8 protein-coding genes, 1 tRNA gene and 1 other RNA gene are annotated in these 17,413 nt (G+C 66.7%); 7 read left to right on the top strand and 3 right to left on the bottom strand.

Annotated elements, in window-relative coordinates; translation table 11 throughout:
• The first annotated feature begins 3 nt into the window (after positions 1-3).
• Entirely contained in the window at positions 4-735 is a 732-nt protein-coding gene (gene dnaQ, locus AC5P7X_RS08645) for a DNA polymerase III subunit epsilon (RefSeq protein ID WP_005415480.1), read from the top strand.
• A 69-nt stretch (positions 736-804) separates the two neighbouring features.
• Here dnaQ and AC5P7X_RS08640 read toward each other — a convergent pair whose 3' ends face one another.
• A complete protein-coding gene (locus AC5P7X_RS08640) occupies positions 805-1,509 on the bottom strand; it encodes a PP2C family protein-serine/threonine phosphatase (RefSeq protein ID WP_005415481.1) in 705 nt (234 codons plus the stop codon).
• Positions 1,510-1,674: 165 nt separating this feature from the next.
• Here AC5P7X_RS08640 and AC5P7X_RS08635 point away from each other — a divergent pair.
• Both AC5P7X_RS08635 and AC5P7X_RS08630 read left to right on the top strand, forming a co-directional pair.
• Positions 1,675-1,765, top strand: a tRNA-Ser gene (locus AC5P7X_RS08635).
• A 517-nt stretch (positions 1,766-2,282) separates the two neighbouring features.
• Entirely contained in the window at positions 2,283-2,687 is a 405-nt protein-coding gene (locus tag AC5P7X_RS08630) for a DUF6165 family protein (protein ID WP_005415482.1), read from the top strand.
• Between the two features lie 18 nt (positions 2,688-2,705).
• Here AC5P7X_RS08630 and AC5P7X_RS08625 read toward each other — a convergent pair whose 3' ends face one another.
• Positions 2,706-3,752, bottom strand: coding sequence for a glycosyltransferase family 9 protein (locus AC5P7X_RS08625; protein ID WP_005415483.1), 1,047 nt, complete (start codon positions 3,750-3,752; stop codon positions 2,706-2,708).
• A 20-nt stretch (positions 3,753-3,772) separates the two neighbouring features.
• Between AC5P7X_RS08625 and AC5P7X_RS08620 the strand changes: the two genes are divergently transcribed.
• Together AC5P7X_RS08620 and AC5P7X_RS08615 are read left to right on the top strand one after the other, a co-directional pair.
• Positions 3,773-4,522: a 3-deoxy-D-manno-octulosonic acid kinase gene (locus tag AC5P7X_RS08620; protein ID WP_053500321.1), complete on the top strand. Its 750-nt coding sequence runs from the start codon at positions 3,773-3,775 to the stop codon at positions 4,520-4,522.
• Positions 4,522-5,289, top strand: a complete 768-nt coding sequence (locus AC5P7X_RS08615) for an MBL fold metallo-hydrolase (protein ID WP_329841374.1) — start codon at positions 4,522-4,524, stop codon at positions 5,287-5,289. Before AC5P7X_RS08620 ends, AC5P7X_RS08615 begins: the two co-directional genes overlap by 1 nt.
• A gap of 148 nt (positions 5,290-5,437) precedes the next feature.
• Here the strand turns inward: AC5P7X_RS08615 and ffs are convergent.
• Positions 5,438-5,534: signal recognition particle sRNA small type (gene ffs / locus AC5P7X_RS08610), an RNA gene on the bottom strand.
• 300 nt (positions 5,535-5,834) lie between these two features.
• Between ffs and AC5P7X_RS08605 the strand changes: the two genes are divergently transcribed.
• Together AC5P7X_RS08605 and AC5P7X_RS08600 are read left to right on the top strand one after the other, a co-directional pair.
• Positions 5,835-6,152: a DMT family transporter gene (locus AC5P7X_RS08605; RefSeq protein ID WP_005415486.1), complete on the top strand. Its 318-nt coding sequence runs from the start codon at positions 5,835-5,837 to the stop codon at positions 6,150-6,152.
• Between the two features lie 358 nt (positions 6,153-6,510).
• Positions 6,511-17,400, top strand: coding sequence for an autotransporter-associated beta strand repeat-containing protein (locus tag AC5P7X_RS08600; protein ID WP_495214732.1), 10,890 nt, complete (start codon positions 6,511-6,513; stop codon positions 17,398-17,400).
• The last annotated feature ends 13 nt before the right edge of the window (positions 17,401-17,413 follow it).

Below are 17,413 nucleotides of genomic sequence, written 5' to 3'. Positions count from 1 at the left end.
TCCATGCGCCAGATCATCCTCGATACCGAAACCACCGGCCTGGAATGGAAGAAGGGCAACCGCATCGTTGAAATCGGCTGCGTGGAGCTGTTCAAGCGCCGCCCGACCGGCAACAACTACCACCAGTACATCAAGCCGGACTGCGAATTCGAACAGGGCGCGCAGGAAGTCACCGGCCTGACCCTGGAGTTCCTGGCTGACAAGCCGGACTTCGCGCAGATCGCCGATGAGTTCCTGGCTTTCATCGATGGCGCCGAGCTGATCATCCACAACGCGGCGTTCGACCTGGGCTTCCTCGACAACGAGCTGTCGTTGCTGGGCCCGCAGTATGGAAAGATCACCGATCGCTGCACGGTGATCGATACCCTGGTGATGGCGCGCGAGCGCTTCCCGGGCCAGCGTAATTCGCTGGATGCGCTGTGCAAGCGCCTGGGCGTGGACAATTCGCACCGTGCGCTGCATGGCGGCCTGCTCGACGCACAGATCCTGGGCGACGTCTATATCGCGCTGACCTCGGGCCAGGAAGAGATCGGCTTCGGCATGGGCGACGATGACGGTGGTGGCGCCGGTGCCGCGCTGCAGGCCTTCGATACCAGCAAACTGCTGCCGCGCCCACGCGTGGTGGCCACCCCGTCTGAACTGGAAGCGCACAGCGCGCGTCTGGAACGACTGCGCAAGAAGGCCGGCTACGCCTTGTGGGATGGCCCGAAGGTGGAAGAGCCCGCCAGCGCGTAATGCCTGGCATGGGGTACTGCCGGACGCTGGCCGGCAGTGCCGTATCCACGCATGGCGTGGATCTGCCGCTTAATGGCAGCGCACCAGGATCACGCTGATGTTGTCGCGGCCACCGCCGTCGAGCGCGGCCGCGACCAGCGTGTCCACGCATTCCTGCGCGCTGGCATCGTCGAAGGCGAGGGTGCGGGCGATGCTTCGGTCGTCCACTTCCTCGGTCAGGCCGTCACTGCACAGCAGCAGCTGCATGCCCGGGCGCAGCTCACCGCTGGTGGTGGCCACGTTCAGATGCGCCGGGTCGGTCACGCCCAGCGCCTGGGTGACCACGTTGCGATGTGGATGCGCACGCGCCTGTTCGGCCGTCAGGTTGCCCTGCGCGACCAGTTCCTGCACCACGCTGTGGTCCTGGCTGAGCTGGGCCAGCTGGCCGTCACGCCACAGATAGGCGCGGCTGTCACCGACCCATGCCACTTCATAGCGATTGCCCTGCACGCGTGCGGCGACCACGGTGGTGCCCATCGGCAGGGTGTCGTTGCGCCGGCGCGAGGCGCGGATGATCTCTTCGTCAGCGGTGCGGATGGCCTGGGCCAGCGGCGCGCCACGGCGGATCTCGCGCACGATGGTTTCGCGCGCCAGCGCGCTGGCCACCTCGCCGCAGGCGTGACCACCCATGCCATCGGCCACCAGCCACAGGGCCAGCTCGCTGTCACCGTAGTAGGTGTCTTCGTTGAGCTCGCGGCGCAGGCCGGGGTGAGTGAGGTGTCCGAATTCGATCATGGGGTGCGGGTGCGGGGTATTGCTGGGGAGACAGGCATCATCGGGGGGCTGCAGGCATCCGGCAAGGCATGCGCTCAGGAAATTTTCACTTCGTTGACCGGAATGACTTGTCGCCGGCCTCACTTCCTCGTATGATGCGCGTCCCCGGTCCGCCGGGGACCACCCGGAGAGGTGGCAGAGTGGTTGAATGTACCTGACTCGAAATCAGGCAGGCGTTTATAGCGCCTCGGGGGTTCGAATCCCCCCCTCTCCGCCAGATAAAGAAAAAGGGCTGCCGAACGGCAGCCCTTTTTCTTTATCTGGCGCGGGACACGACGCGCTTTGCGCGCGTCGCCCCACACGTTGCTGTGCAACGCGTGGGCCCCTCCCTTCGCCGGCCTCTCCCCGCCCCTGTCGGGGCAGCCCCTCAACAGAGGGGCTTGTTCCACCAGATTGCCTCCGTGAATCCACGCCATCCGTGGATGCACATCGGGATTTGCGGCGTAGTGACCATGTCCTGATCTGGCGCGGGACACGACGCGCTTTGCGCGCGTCGCCCCACACGTTGCTGCGCAACGCGTGGGCCCCTCCCTTTGCCGGCCTCTCCCCGCCCCTGTCGGGGCAGCCACTCAACAGAGGGGCTTGGTCCTCCAGATGGATCACGGGAGATCCGCGCGGTGCGTGGATGCTGTTCCTGCTGGCAGGCTCATCCACGCATGGCGTGGATCTACCCGGGATATCCGTGCGGACGCTGCGGGTTAACATGTACGCATCACCTGCTGGAGCTTTTCCCCATGACCGCTGAAATCCTCGTCCCCGTGTCCTTCGGCGAGCTGCTGGACAAGATCTCGATCCTGCAGATCAAGTCCGAGCGCATCAGCGACGAGGGCAAGCTGGCCAATGTGCGCAGGGAGCTGTCGGCGCTGGAACAGACCTGGATGGCACACCCGGCTGCGGTGAAGGACATCGCCAAGCTGCGTGCCGAGCTGAAGGCGGTCAACGAGCAGCTGTGGGACATCGAGGACGACATCCGCCTGAAGGAGAAGGCGCAGGCGTTCGACCAGGGCTTCATCGACCTGGCGCGCAGTGTCTACCTGCGCAACGACGAGCGCGCGCGCATCAAGAAGGCGATCAACCTGGCGCTGGGTTCGGCGTACGTGGAAGAGAAGTCCTATCAGGATTACGCGCAGCGCACGTGATCCCGGGCAGTCCGCCGCTCACCCCAGGTGGTCGGCGACGTAGCGTTCGAAGGCGGCGATACCGTCTTCGACGGTAATCAGTTCCATTACATCGTCGAACTCGATCTTGGTGCCCCACTTCAGATCGGTGGCCTGCTTGGCCAGGTACTTGCGCGCTGCGTCGTCGTAGCGGTCCACGCAATAGCGGCGGTCCGAGTACGGGCCGCTGCGGTCCGGATTGCTGGCCGCATGCAGCCCCAGTACTTTGGTGCCCATTGCGTTGGCGATGTGCATCGGGCCCGAGTCCGGGGTCATCACCAGATTGGCGCGGGCCAGCAGGGCAGGCAGCTGCTTCAACGTGTCCTTGCCGACCAGGTCCAATGCAGGCGTCTGCAGCTGCGCCTGGATCGCATCGGCCATGTGGCGCTCCAGTTCGCTGCGGCCACCGCACAGCACCACCCGCCAGCCGCGCTGGACGGCATGGTTGGCCACCGCGGCGTAGCGGTCGGCGTACCAGTTGCGGCGCACGTGGCTGGAACAGGGCGAGATCATCAGCACCGGGCGGCCATCGTCCTGCCACTGCGCGGCGGCCCACTCGAAGGCGGACGGCGGCACGGCCAGATCCCAGCTGACTTCGGTCTGGCGCAGGCCCAGCGGCTCGCAGAAGCTGCCGATGGCATCCAGCACGTGGATGCCGGGGCGATCGGGAATACGCTCGTTGATGAAGAGCCCGTGCAGGTCCTTGGAGCGGCTGCGGTCGTATCCGATGCGGCGCTCGGCCGGAATGAAGGCCGACAGCAGGTTGGCGCGGAACGCGACCTGCATCTGCAACAACGCTTCAAAGCGCCCCGGTGGCAGGTGCCTGCGCAGTTCCTTGACCCCGGCCATGCCGCTCTTCTTGTCGTAGGCATGGAAGGTGACGCCGGGCAGCCCGTCGAGCAGCTTGTGGCCGGCTTTGTCGATGATCCAGTGGATCGGCGTGTCCGGGCGTGCGGCCTGCAGGGTGCGCACCAGGGGCACCACGTGGGTGACATCGCCAAGTGCGGACAAGCGCAGGAGGCACAAGGAGGAGGACGCTGATGCCATGTGTTGTTAGACTCAATGAAATGGTCGCATTCGACGCCAATGAAGCGCTGACGCCATGCCGCGAGGGTCGCGGCATCGGGGCCATTCTGTTCGACCGCGAGCGGCTGCGGCAAGCCGATATTGGCCTGTTCTCGCCCCAGCACTGGGGCAGCAAGGCCCGCCCGGTGGGCGAGGGCGGCCGCGGCAGCGCCTGGTTCGTCGATGCGCCGTTCGGTGCCAGCGTGCTGCGCCACTACCTGCGCGGCGGCATGGCGGCCCGGATCAGCCACGACCAGTACCTCTGGCGCGGCTCGGACCGGACCCGCAGCTTCGCCGAATTCCGCCTGATGCGCGCGCTGCGCGAGAAGAAGCTGCCGGTGCCACGGCCGATCGCCGCGTTCTACATGCGTGAAGGCCTGCGCTACCGGGCGGCGATCCTGATGGAGCGGATCGAGGGCGTGCGCTCGCTGGCCGACCGCGCACTGGTTGCGGGCCGGGGCGCGCCCTGGGAAGAGACCGGGCGGCTGATCGCCCGTTTCCACCGTGCCGGCCTGGACCATGCCGACCTCAACGCGCACAACATCCTGTTCGATGGCAGTGGCCATGGCTGGCTGATCGATTTCGACCGTGGGGTGATCCGCATCCCGGCCACCGGCTGGCGCGAACGCAACCTCAAGCGGTTGCTGCGCTCGCTGGTCAAGCTGCGTGGCGAGCGCAGCGTGGAAGATGTGCAGAAGGACTACGCACGGCTGCGCCGTGCCTATGACATGGCGTGGAACCGGGGCACCTGATGGACTGGTCGTTGCGTTTCCTCGGCGTCGGCAATGCGTCGGCGGTCGAGCTGGGATCGCCGATGTCGGTGATCGAGCGCGGTGGTCGCCCGTGGCTGACCATCGATTGCGGCGGTGAAGGCCTCACCGCGTTCAAGGCGCACTACGGGCACATGCCGCAGGCGCTGTTCGTCACCCATGTGCACCTGGACCATGTGGCCGGCTTCGAGCGCCTGTTCGTGGACACTTTCTTCAATGCGCACCGGCGCGGCAAGGTGCGCCTGTACGTGCCTGCCACGGTGGTGCCGCTGCTGCACAAGCGCATTGCTGACTATCCGAACGTGCTGGCCGAGGGCGGTGCGAACTTCTGGGATGCCTTCCACCTGATCGTGGTGGGCGAGGCGTTCTGGCATGAGGGGATGCGCCTGGAGGTGTTTCCGGTGCGCCATCACTGGCCGGAGACGGCCTATGGCCTGCGCCTGCAGGGCGCGCTGACCTGGAGCGGCGATACCCGGCCGATTCCGGAGGTGCTGGCGCGCTACGCCAACGACAACGAACTGATCGCCCACGACTGCGGCCTGCATGGCAACCCGTCACACACGGGCGTGGACGACCTGGAGCGTGAGTACAGCATCGAACTGCAGGCGCGGATGATGCTCTACCACTACGCCAGCGTGGCCGATGGCCAAGCGCTGGCCGTGCGCGGGCACCGCGTGGCGCAGCCGGGGCAGTGCGTGCCGCTGGCCGACCCGACCGCGCCGCACGTACTGGTGCAGGATCCGCCGTGAGCAGGACCGGCCAGCCCGCTGTTACGGCGCGGGCTGCCGAACTGGAGGCGCTGGAGCGAGCGCTGCAGTAGCGCTGGGCCATGCCCGGCGAGGGGCGCCAACCAGGGTTGGCAGCTGCCAGGGCCGGGTGTCGCCAGAAAAGGCGATGGCCCCGCCGGCTGACCTCGGCGCCCGCGTCGATCGATACCGTTGCTGCCTTCCGGCCCTGGCGGGGTTTTCGACCTAGCGTCGCGAGGGGCCGACGGGGCCACCATAGAGACGTTGGCCGCCCCGAGGGCGGCCAGTTCACGGATCAGGGGAAGCAGCGCGCGATGCGCCGGAGACCACAGCCGGACTGCACATCGGCTAGCCGATGGCAGGCGCTCATTCTAGCGCAGGCGGGTGCGTCGATGCCAGCTTCACGCACTGAATCGGCTGTAACCCGTTCCCGGCCACGGCGGCCGGGCGTGGCTCCCGTTGCTAGAATGCCGGCCAGGAGGAACGACCTCCCCCATATCGGGAATCAAAGACCAGGACGGCCTGGCCCTACCAAGAGGAGGGCCGTCATGGCCTGGATCTATCTATTGTTTGCCGGCCTGCTGGAAATCGTCTGGGCCGTGTCCATGAAGCAGTCCGAAGGCTTCACCCGTCTCACCCCCACCGTGGTCACCATCATCGGCATGATCGCCAGCTTCTGGCTGTTGGCGGTGGCCATGCGCAGCCTGCCGCTGGGCACCGCCTATACGATCTGGACCGGCATCGGCGCGGTCGGCGCGTTCGTGGTCGGCATCGTGTTCCTGGGGGAGCAGGTCAGCCCGATGCGGATCGGTGCAGCGGTGCTGATTGTTTCCGGCCTGGTGCTGATGAAACTCTCCAGCAGCTGAATTTATTTACTCATGGCGGGGAATGGATTCTCCGCCACATGCAGCGATATGCATTTTCGGCAAAACCATTCTGTCTGCCTATTTTATTTGACGTGCGTCATGAAAATAACGCGCGCGATTCACATGCCGCTGGCACGGCCGGTCGCACAGTGCCGCCATTCGTCGGGCGAAATCGGGGAGTTTTCGTCCTGGTGGACACGCTGACGTACCTGTCCCGGGGTGCGATCACGTGAAGATGTGAAGATTTTCAGGAGTTAATGCCTTCAGGCCTTGTTCCCGTATCGGGAGCAGGGGTGGACCGCATTGTTTCGAAAAACCTGCCAGCTGTGCCATCCGGTCTTTTCATGGAGATTTGCCGATGAACCGCATTTACCGTCTGGTTTTCAATCGCGCCCTTGGGGTAATGCAGGTTGCTTCGGAGGTCACCCGGAATCCCGGCGGAAGCGCGGTCGGCGCAGGGCGGGTGCCGCGATTGCGGGCGCACCAGCTGGCGGCGGCACTGGCCGCCACACTGGCCAGCGGATCGGCATTCGCGGCGTGTACGGGCACCACGACCGTAAACTGCGACAGCACCACCAACATCAACAACTACTCCAACGCGACCAGCGGCCTCACGCTGAACATTGCCGCAGGTGCGTTGCTGCGTACGCCGCCGTTCGTAGGTGGAGGCAACGCAGCAACGCTGACCGGCGACAACGTGACGGTCAACAACGATGGCACGATCGATCCGAGCTCGATCGTCCTTGCCTCGCCCGGCCTGGTCATCGGCAATGGTTCTGCCAACAACAGCGCGATCGTCGTCAACAACAACGCCAGCGGACAGATCAAGGGTGTCGTCAACATCGCAACGCTGCTGGGCTTCGGTGGGCAGGCGCTGGTGGCGCAGAATGTCAACGGCACCACCACCATCAACAACGCCGGCCTGATCAGCACGTCGTTGATCGGCACAGGCAGCGTTTCCGACGCGACCACGGTGGTGGCCTACGGTGGTGCGGCAGCCAATGTGACCAACACCGGCACCATCGAAGGGCGTGTCGGCCTGGGCGCTTCTGGCGGTAATACGTTCCTCAATGCGGGGGCGGTCAGTGGCAGCGTTCACCTGGGTGATTCGACCGGCGGCAATACCTTCACCGCAGTGTCGGGTTCCAGCGTTGTGACCGGTGGCGGCAGCGCTGTTGCCGGCGTGATTACCGGTGTTACCGGGGTGAGGGTTGCGGCTGCGGGATCGGTCGACGCCGGTACCGGCAGTGGTGCGGCCAACAACACGCTGGTGTTGCAGAACGTCGTCAGCGGTCCGGGGTCCGGCACCGGCGGAGCGGTGACCACACTGGGCTGGAATCAGTACCTCAACTTCCAGAAGCTCACCGTCAACAGCGGTACCTGGAACCTGCAGGGTGCGTGGGCGGGTGCGGGTACGACCACGCTCAATGATGGCCTGGTCAATTTCAACAATGCCGGTTCCTTCGGCACCGGGCTGTTCACCGCCAACGGCGGTGCCATCGCCTCCTCCACGGCCGGTCTGAACCTGGCCAATGCGTTCAGCCTTGGTGGCAATCTGTCCCTGGCAGGGACCAATGCGTTCGGCTTGAATGGCGTGCTTTCTGGCGCTGGTGGGCTGACGGTCAACAACACCGGCATTGTTACTCTCGGCGGCGCAAACCTGTTCTCCGGTGGCGTCAACCTCGATGCCGGCGGCCTGCTGCTGGGCAATGCCGGTGCACTCGGCAGCGGCAACCTGACCGTCGGTGGCAGCGCCTCGCTGGATACGACGGCGGGCTTCAACCTGGGCAACAACCTGGTGATCAATGGCGGGGGCTCGCTGAACCTGCTGGGCAGCAATGCGCTGACATTGAGTGGCTCGATATCCGGTGCCGGCAACGTGACCAAGAACGGTGCCGGCACGCTGACCTTGAACGGTGCCAATTCGCTGAGCGGCAGCTTCAACCTGGCCGGGGGCGCGTTGGCGCTGGGCGCGGGCGGCAGCCTGTCGCCCACCGGTGCGATCTCGCTGGACATTGGCACCAGCCTGGATCTTTCGGCGGCGGCCAACCAGACCATCGGCTCGCTGGCCGGCCTCGGCGGTTCGGTCAACCTCGGCAGCCACACCCTGACCCTGGGCGGGCTGGGCAATACCAGCTACAGCGGCGCGTTCGCCGCAGGCACCGGCGGCCTGATCAAGGTCGGCACCGGTGTGCAGACCCTGTCGGGCGTCAACAGCCTCACGGGCGGTGTTGCGCTCAACGCCGGTGGCTTGTTGCTGGGCAATGCCGCCGCGCTGGGCAGCGGTACACTCTCTGTCGGCGGCAACACCACCTTCGACGGCACCACGGCGCTGGCGCTGACCAATGCTGTCAGCCTCGCATCGGGTGCCAGCCTGAATCTGCTTGGCGGGCAGGCGCTGACGTTCAACGGGGTGATCAGCGGCGCGGGTGGCCTGATCAAGGATGGTGCATCGTCACTGACCCTCAACGGCGCCAATACATTCGGCGGCGGTCTGGCGCTCAACGCCGGCAGCCTGGTGCTGGGCAACGGCGGTGCACTGGGAACCGGCGCACTGAACGTCGGCGGCGCGGTATCGCTCGACGCCAGCACCGGGCTCACCGTGGGCAATGGCATCACACTGGGCGCCGGTGGTTCGCTCAATGTGCTGGGCTCGAACGCGTTGACGCTGGGGGGTGTCATTGGCGGCAGCGGCAGCCTGGTCAAGAACGGCGCTGCCACGCTGACGTTGGGCGGCGCGAACACGTTCACCGGTGGGCTGGCGGTGAATGCCGGAACGGTGGCATTGGGCAGTGGTGGGCGCCTGGCGGCGACCGGCGCGGTCAGCCTGGCCGGCGCTGGCAGCGCACTGGATATCGCGCTGGGTGGCAACCAGACCATCGGTGCATTGTCCGGTGTGGCGGGCAGCACCCTGGCACTGGGCAGCAGTACGCTCACCTTCGGTGATGCCACCAACCAGACCTTCGCTGGCGTGATCGGCGGCACCGGTGGCCTGGTCAAGCAGGGCAGTGGCGTGCAGACGCTGACCGGCGCCAATACCTTCAGCGGTGGGGTGAATCTTGCGGCCGGTGGCCTGGTGCTGGGCAATGCCGGTGCGCTGGGAAGCGGTGCGATGACCGTCAGTGGCAACGGTTCGCTGGACACCACTGCAGCGCTCACCCTGGGCAATGCGATCAACCTCGGCGCGGCCCTGACCCTGCCGGGCAGCCAGAACCTGACCCTGGGCGGCAACATCACCGGCACCGGCAGCCTGGTCAAGAATGGCGCGTCGACACTGACCTTGAACGGCACCAACACCTTCAGCGGTGGACTGAATGCAAACGCCGGCAGCCTGCTGCTGGGTAACAGCGGCGCGCTTGGTACCGGAGTACTGGGCATCGGCGGCAACGTCACGCTCGATGGCAGCGCCCCGTTGAGCCTGACCAACAACGTTGATCTGGGCGCCGGTGCGGCACTGTCGTTGCCGGGCTCGCAGGCGGTCACGCTGGGTGGCGTGGTGTCCGGTACCGGCAGGCTGGTGAAGAACGGTGCCAGCACGTTGACCCTCAACGGCGCCAACAGCTTCGGTGGTGGGCTCACCGTCAACGGCGGCAGCGTGTTCCTGGGGAACGCCGGCGCACTGGGCACCGGTGCACTGTCGGTGGGCGCCACTGCCACGCTGGACAGTTCGGCAGCGCTGAACCTCGCCAACAACGTCAACCTCGGGGCAGGCGCGGCGCTGGATCTGCTGGGCAGCCAGGACGTGTCACTGGGCGGTCTCATCAGTGGCACTGGCAGCCTGGTCAAGAATGGTACGGCGACGCTGGCGTTGAATGGACCCAACACCTTCAGCGGCGGTGTCGGCCTCAACGCGGGCCTGCTGCAGCTGGGCAATGCGCAGGCACTGGGTACCGGCCAGCTGGACGTGGGCGGCAACGCTTCGCTGGATGCAACGTCTGCACTCACCGTAGGCAACCTCATCGGCCTGGCCGCCGGTGCGAATCTCTCCGTGCTGGGCGGCAATGACCTGACGCTCTCCGGTCCGGTATTCGGGGCCGGTGGGCTGATCAAGGACGGCACGGCCCGCCTCACCCTGTCCGGCGCCAACGTCTATACCGGTGGCACCACCATCAATGCCGGCACGCTGGCGCTGGGGGCGGGCGGCAGTCTTGCCGCGGCCGGAGCGGTGGATCTTGCCGGTGCCGGTGCAACGCTGGACATCTCCGCAGCCGGTGCGGCGCAGACCATCGGCGCGCTGAATGGCGTGGCAGGCAGCCATATGGTGCTGGGCGCGCAGTCGCTGACCTTTGGCGGCGCCAGCAATGGCAGCTTTGCCGGCGTGATCGATGGTGCCGGCGGCCTGATCAAGACCGGTGCCGGCGTGCAGACGCTGTCCGGTGCCAATACTTTCAGTGGTGGCCTTGCACTCAACGACGGTGGCCTGGTTCTCGGCAACGCCAGCGCACTCGGTACCGGTGCACTGGGCATTGGTGGCACGACCACGCTGGACAGCACCGTGGCGCTGAACCTGGCCAACGCAGTGAACTTCGGTGCCGGTACGCAGCTGACCCTGGGTGGCAGCAACGATCTCACCCTCGGTGGCGTGGTGGCCGGCAATGGCAGCCTGATCAAGAACGGTGCGGGCCTGCTGACCCTCAACAACACCAATACCTTCGGTGGCGGCCTGACCTTGAACGGCGGTGGCCTGGTGGTCGGTGCGAATGGTGCGCTCGGTACCGGCGCGCTGGCGGTGAATGCCAGTACCACGCTGGACGCGGGCGCGGCAGTGACACTCGGCAATGCGGTCACGCTGGGCTCGGGCGTCGTACTGACGTTGCCGGGCAGCAATGCGCTGACGCTGTCGGGCGTGGTCGGCGGCAATGGCAGCCTGGTCAAGAATGGTGCCACCACGCTGACGCTGTCCGGTGCCAACACCTACACCGGCGGTACCACCATCAATGCCGGCACGCTGGCGCTGGGCACGGGCGGCAGCCTTGCTGCAGCCGGTGATGTCACGTTGGGTGCAGGCGCTGGCTTTGATATTTCCGGCGCCGGCAGCAGCCAGACCATCGGCGCGCTCGACGGTGCGGGTGGCAGCACCTTGGCGCTGGGCGGCAATTCGCTCACCTTCGGTACGGCCGGCAACGCCGCGTTCGATGGCGTGATCAGTGGCGGCGGCGGTCTGATCAAGGCAGGCGCGGGCGTACAGATGCTGTCCGGAGCCAACACGTTTGGCGGCGGCGTAACGCTCAACGCGGGCGGACTGGTGCTTGGCAATGATGCGGCGTTGGGCACCGGCGCATTGACTGTAGGTGGTGCCGCCACGCTGGATACCACCGGCCTGGCAACGTTGGTCAACAACATCGCGCTCAACGCCGGGCTGACCGTGCTCGGGACCAATGCACTGACGCTCAACGGCGTCCTGTCCGGGGCCGGCAGCCTCACCAAGAATGGCAGCGCGACGCTGACCTTGAACGGCGCCAACACCTATACCGGTGGCACCAACATCAACGCCGGCACGCTGGCGCTGGGCGCCGGTGCCAGCCTGGCGGCGAGCGGTACCGTGAACCTCGCCACCGGTGCCACGCTGGACCTGTCTGCCGGCAGCGGCACGCAGCAGTTCGGCACCCTGGTCGGCAATGGTACGGTGAACCTCGGCGCCAACTCGATCGAAGTGGGCGGCGCCACCGATGGCACCTTCAGTGGCTCGATCGCAGGCACCGGTGGCCTGACCAAGGTGGGCGCGGGCATCGAAACGCTGACCGGTGCCAATACCTACACCGGCGGCACCTTCATCAACGCTGGCACGCTGGCGATTGGTCCGGGCGGCAGCCTGGCCGCGACCGGCGCGGTGACGCTGAGCGCTGCGGGCACCGGCTTTGACATCTCCACCGCAGGGGCCAACCAGACCATCGGATCGTTGAACGGCGTGGCCGGCTCGACGGTGAGCCTGGGCGCACAGACGCTGACACTTGGTGGTGTCGGCAACAGCCTCTTCGATGGCGCGATTTCCGGCACCGGTGGCCTGGTCAAGAATGGCGCCGGCATCCTCACGCTGGGTGGCGCCAACCTGTTCAGTGGTGGCGTTGCACTGAACGGCGGTGGCCTGGTGGTCGGCAACAACGCTGCGCTCGGCAGCGGTGCGTTGACGGTCGGAAGCAACGCGACGCTGGATGCAACGACCGGCGTCAGCCTTGCCAACAACATCGGGCTGGCAGCGGGTGCCAGCCTCGATCTGCTCGGCAGCCAGGCGCTGACACTGGGGGGCGTGATTTCCGGCACGGGCGGGCTGATCAAGGACGGTGCGGCCACCGTAACCCTGAGCGGTGCCAACACCTACACCGGGGGGACCACCATCAACAGCGGCACACTGGCAATCGGTGCCGGTGGCAGCCTCGCCGCAACCGGCGCGGTGAACCTGGCCGGTGCGGGCACGCTCGACATCTCCGCGGGTAACCAGGCCATCGGTTCGCTGGCCGGCGTGGCGGGCAGCACGGTGGCGCTGGGTGGCAGCACGCTGACTCTGGGCGGCACCGTGGACAGCACCTTCAGCGGTGTGATCGGCGGCAGTGGCGGCCTGATCAAGAACGGTGGGGGCGTGCAGACGCTCAATGGCGCCAACACCTTCAGCGGTGGCGTGGCGCTCAACGCCGGTGGCCTGGTGGTCGGCAACAATGCTGCGCTGGGCACCGGTACGGTGACGGTCGGAGGCGCTGCTACGCTCGATTCGAACACTGCGGTCATCCTCGGCAACAACTTCATCCTCAACAACGCGTTGACCGTCCTGGGCAGCAACAACCTCACCCTCAACGGCAACCTGAGTGGTACCGGCAGCCTGACCAAGGAGGGTGCCGCGACGCTGACCTTGAACGGCACCAACACCTACACCGGCGGCACCAACATCAACGCTGGTACGCTGGCACTGGGTGCGGGCGCGAGCCTGCACGCCAGTGGCATCGTCAACCTGGCCTCGGGGGCGACCTTCGATCTGTCGGCAGGAAGCGGCACGCAGCAGTTCGGTACCCTGATCGGCAACGGCACGGTGAATCTGGGCGCCAACACGCTGACGATCGGAGACGCCACCAATGGCACGTTCAGTGGCTCGGTGGCCGGCTCCGGTGGGCTGATCAAGGAAGGCTCCGGTACCCAGACGTTGACCGGCACCAACACCTTCACCGGTGGCACCACCATCAATGCCGGCACGCTGGCGATCGGCGCCGGTGGCAGCCTCGCTGCGACGGGTGCGGTGAACCTGGCCAACGCCGGTACCACCTTCGACATCAGTGCGGGGGGCGCGCAGGCGATCGGTTCGCTGGCAGGCGTGGCAGGCTCTTCAGTGGCGTTGGGTGGCAGCACGCTGACCCTCAATGGCGTGGGCAACACCACGTTCGCCGGCACCATCGGAGGGGCGGGGGGGCTGGTAAAGAACGGCGCAGGCATCCAGGGCTTGACTGGCGTCAACGTCTTCACGGGCGGTGTGACCCTCAATGCCGGTGGCCTGCTACTGGGCAACGACGGTTCGCTGGGAACCGGTGCGCTGACCGTAGGCGGCAACGCCAGCCTGGATGGCACCAGCGTGCTGACGCTGGCCAACACCGTGCAGCTGGCCAGCGGCACGCTGACTCTGGGCGGCAGCAACGCACTGACCTTGAACGGCCCGATCAGCGGCGCTGGCGGCCTGCTGAAGGATGGCGCGGCGACGGTCACCCTCGACGGTGCGAGTACCTATACCGGTGCCACCACCATCAACAGTGGCACGCTGGCGGTGGCGGCCGGTGGCAGCCTGTCCGGTGCCAGCACGGTCAACCTGGCCGGTGCCGGTACGCTGGATATCAGCGCCGGTGGCAGCCAGAGCATCGGAGGCCTCGCTGGCGTGACCGGTTCCAGCGTGGTGCTGGGCGGTGCAACCCTGACCACCGGCGGCAACAACGGCAGCACGACCTTCGCCGGCGTGCTCAGTGGTACCGGCGGCCTGGTGCAGAGCGGTACCGGCACGCTGACCCTGAGTGGCGACAACACCTATACCGGAGGCACCACCATCAACGGTGGCAGTACGCTGCAGATCGGCAGCGGCGGCAGCACCGGTTCGGTGCTGGGCGACATCACCAACAACGGCAGCCTGGTCTACAACCTGGGTACGATGGCCACCGTCGGCGCGGTGGTCAGCGGCAGCGGCGGCTTGACCCAGGCCGGCAGTGGCACGCTGGTGCTGACCGGCAACAACAGCTACACCGGTGGAACCACGATCAATGCCGGTGGCACATTGCAGATCGGCAACGGCGGTGCGACCGGCGCGATCGTCGGCGACATCACCAACAACGGTGCGCTGGTATCCAACGTGGCCGGCAACACCACGCTCGGTGGCACCATCAGCGGCAGTGGCGGCCTGACCCAGGCCGGCAGCGGCACGCTGACCCTGACCGGCAACAACACCTATACCGGCGGCACCACCATCAATGCCGGTGGCACGCTGCAGGTGGGCAATGGCGGTGCGACCGGCGCGATCACCGGCAACGTTGCCAACAACGGCAGCCTGGTGTTCGACGTTGCGGGCAACACCACGGTCGGCGGTGCGATCAGCGGCAGTGGTGGCCTGACCCAGGCGGGCAGTGGTGTGCTGACCCTGGTGGGCAACAACACCTACACCGGCGGGACCACCATCAATACCGGCGGCACGCTGCAGGTGGGCAACGGCGGCGCGACCGGCGCCATCGCCGGCGACATCACCAACAATGGCGCGTTGATTTCCAACGTGGCCGGCAACACCGCGCTGGGCGGCACCCTCAGTGGCAGCGGCGGCCTGATCCAGGCCGGCAGCGGTACGCTGCTGCTGACCGGGACCAACACCTATACCGGCGGCACGACCATCAACGCCGGCAGTACGCTGCAGCTGGGCAATGGCGGGGCAACGGGCTCAATCGTCGGTGATGTCACCAACAACGGCACGCTGGTGTCCAGCGTGGCGGGCAATACCACGCTGGGCGGCACCATCAGCGGCAGTGGCGGCCTCACCCAGGCCGGCAGCGGTACGCTGACCTTGACCGGCAACAACACCTATACCGGCCCGACCACGATCAACGCGGGTGGCACGCTGCAGGTAGGCAATGGCGGTGCGACCGGTGCCATCGGCGGCAGCGTCACCAACAACGGCAGCCTGGTGTTCAACGTAGGCGGCACCACCACCGTCGGCGGTGCCATCAGTGGTAGCGGTGGTCTGACCCAGGCGGGCACCGGTACCGTGATCCTTGCCGGCAACAACACCTATACCGGCGGCACCACCATCAACACCGGCGGCACACTGCAGGTCGGCAATGGCGGCGCCAGCGGTGCGATCACCGGTAATGTCAGCAACAACGGCAGCCTGGTGTTCAACGTCGGCGGCAACACCACGGTGGGCGGTACCATCAGCGGCAGTGGCGGCCTGACCCAGGCCGGTGCCGGCACCGTGACCCTGACCGGCAACAACACCTATACCGGCGGCACCACCATCAATGCCGGCGGCACCGTGCAGGTCGGCAATGGTGGGGCCAGTGGCTCGATCACCGGCAACATCACCAACAACGGCGGCCTGGTCATCAACACCGGTGGCACCACCACGCTTGGCGGCAGCATCACCGGCGGCGGCAGCATCGTGCAGGCCGGCCCGGGCACGCTGAATCTGGGCGGCAACAGTGGTGGCTTCAGCGGCACCGGCCAGGTCACCGGCGGCGGTTTGAATGTCACCGGCACGATCGGCGGCCAGTGGACCATCGGCAGTGGTACGACCCTGTCCGGCACCGGCACCATCGGGGGTACCGGCGGTGGCGTGACGGTGTCCAGCGGCGGCGTGCTGTCGCCGGGCAATGGCGCGGGCAATGGCAGTGGTGCAGGCAATGGCACCGGCACGATCACGGTGGGCGGCAATCTGAACCTGTCACCGGGCAGCACGCTGGGCATCGACCTGGGCGCCACCGGCAGCGACACGGTGCAGGTGGGCGGCAGCGCGAATGTGGGCGGCAGCACCGTGCGGGTGAATACCATTTCGCCGAGCACCAGCTACCAGCAGGGCCAGCAGTACACGGTGGTCAATGCGGGCGGTGGCGTGAGTGGGCAGTTCGCCTCGGCAACCTCGCCGTCGGCCTTCCTGACCATCACCCCGGTCTACACCGCCAACACGGCCAACCTGCAGATCGACGTGGCACAGACCGCAGCGTTCACCACCGTGGCCAACACGCGCAACCAGTACAACACCGCCGCGGCGCTGGACAGCCTGCCGCAGAGTGGCGCGGCCCTGGGCCTGTACAACACGGTGCTGATGTATGACGCCGGCACTGCGCGCAGCGCATTCGAACAGCTCTCCGGTGAAGTGCACGCGGCCAGCCGCGCGGTGCTGCTGTATGACAACTACCTGGAAGAAGGCATCCGCCAGCGACTCGGCAGCGAGTTGCCGAACGTGCGTGGCGAGCGCGCTTCGGCCTGGCTGGCCGGCAGTGGCAAGGTGTTCAGGCAGGATGGCGACGGCAATGGCGATGAGATCCGCGCCAATCGCAATGCGCTGATGGCCGGTGTCGACTGGCAGCTGGGCGAGCATGTGGTGCTGGGTGCAGCGGCCGGCAACGAGCGGCTGGATACGCGGCTGTATGATCGCAGCTCGCGGGCCCGCCTGCGTGGCCACACGTTCGGCCTGTATGCACAGGGACAGTGGAACAACGGCTTTGCGGTGGGTGGCAGCGTGTCGCGCGGTGACTACCGGACGCGCACTACGCGTGAAGTGCCGTTGTTGGGCCAGACCCTGTACAGCCGCCAGGATTCCGATGTGACCATCGCCCAGGTGGAAGGCAGCTGGACATGGACCCATGGCAGGACCCAGCTGCAGCCCTATGTGCAGTTCACCAAGCACTGGGTCGACAGCGATCGTGCGGTGGAGCAGGGCGGCAGCGCGGCACTGGTGCTGGAAGGCGGCAAGGACACGCTCAATGTCAGCACCGTGGGCGTGCGTGGGCGCTGGGACGTGGGCAGCGGCGAGCGCTTCCCGGCGCAGCTGACGGTCGGCCTGGGTTGGCAGCATGCGTCGGGGGATACCGATGTGGCCAGCCGCAACCGCTTTGCGGTCGGTGGTGATGCCTTCGATGTCTACAGCGCGGTGATGGCACGCAATGCCCTGGTCAGCCAGGTGGGCGTGGCGGTCGGCCTCGGCCGCAACAGCCAGCTGTCGATGTTCGTACAGGGCCAGCATGGCGATGGCCGCCGCGATGTGGGTGGGCAGATCAACCTGCGCGTCGGGTTCTGAGCAGGGGATGCCT

It is taken from the genome of Stenotrophomonas sp. YJH_SMC_53 (assembly GCF_059369995.1).
The sequence above is the reverse complement of the archived record's forward strand: the minus strand, read 5'-3'. Positions and strand labels throughout refer to the sequence as shown.

Bases quoted from the DNA above. Each gene is read 5' to 3' on its own strand.
- AC5P7X_RS08630 (WP_005415482.1), top strand. From the start codon at position 2,283: ATGACCGCTGAAATCCTCGTCCCCGTGTCCTTCGGCGAGCTGCTGGAC.
- AC5P7X_RS08600 (WP_495214732.1), top strand. From the start codon at position 6,511: ATGAACCGCATTTACCGTCTGGTTTTCAATCGCGCCCTTGGGGTAATG.
- AC5P7X_RS08640 (WP_005415481.1), bottom strand. From the start codon at position 1,509: ATGATCGAATTCGGACACCTCACTCACCCCGGCCTGCGCCGCGAGCTC.
- AC5P7X_RS08615 (WP_329841374.1), top strand. From the start codon at position 4,522: ATGGACTGGTCGTTGCGTTTCCTCGGCGTCGGCAATGCGTCGGCGGTC.
- AC5P7X_RS08620 (WP_053500321.1), top strand. From the start codon at position 3,773: ATGGTCGCATTCGACGCCAATGAAGCGCTGACGCCATGCCGCGAGGGT.
- AC5P7X_RS08625 (WP_005415483.1), bottom strand. From the start codon at position 3,752: ATGGCATCAGCGTCCTCCTCCTTGTGCCTCCTGCGCTTGTCCGCACTT.
- dnaQ (WP_005415480.1), top strand. From the start codon at position 4: ATGCGCCAGATCATCCTCGATACCGAAACCACCGGCCTGGAATGGAAG.
- AC5P7X_RS08605 (WP_005415486.1), top strand. From the start codon at position 5,835: ATGGCCTGGATCTATCTATTGTTTGCCGGCCTGCTGGAAATCGTCTGG.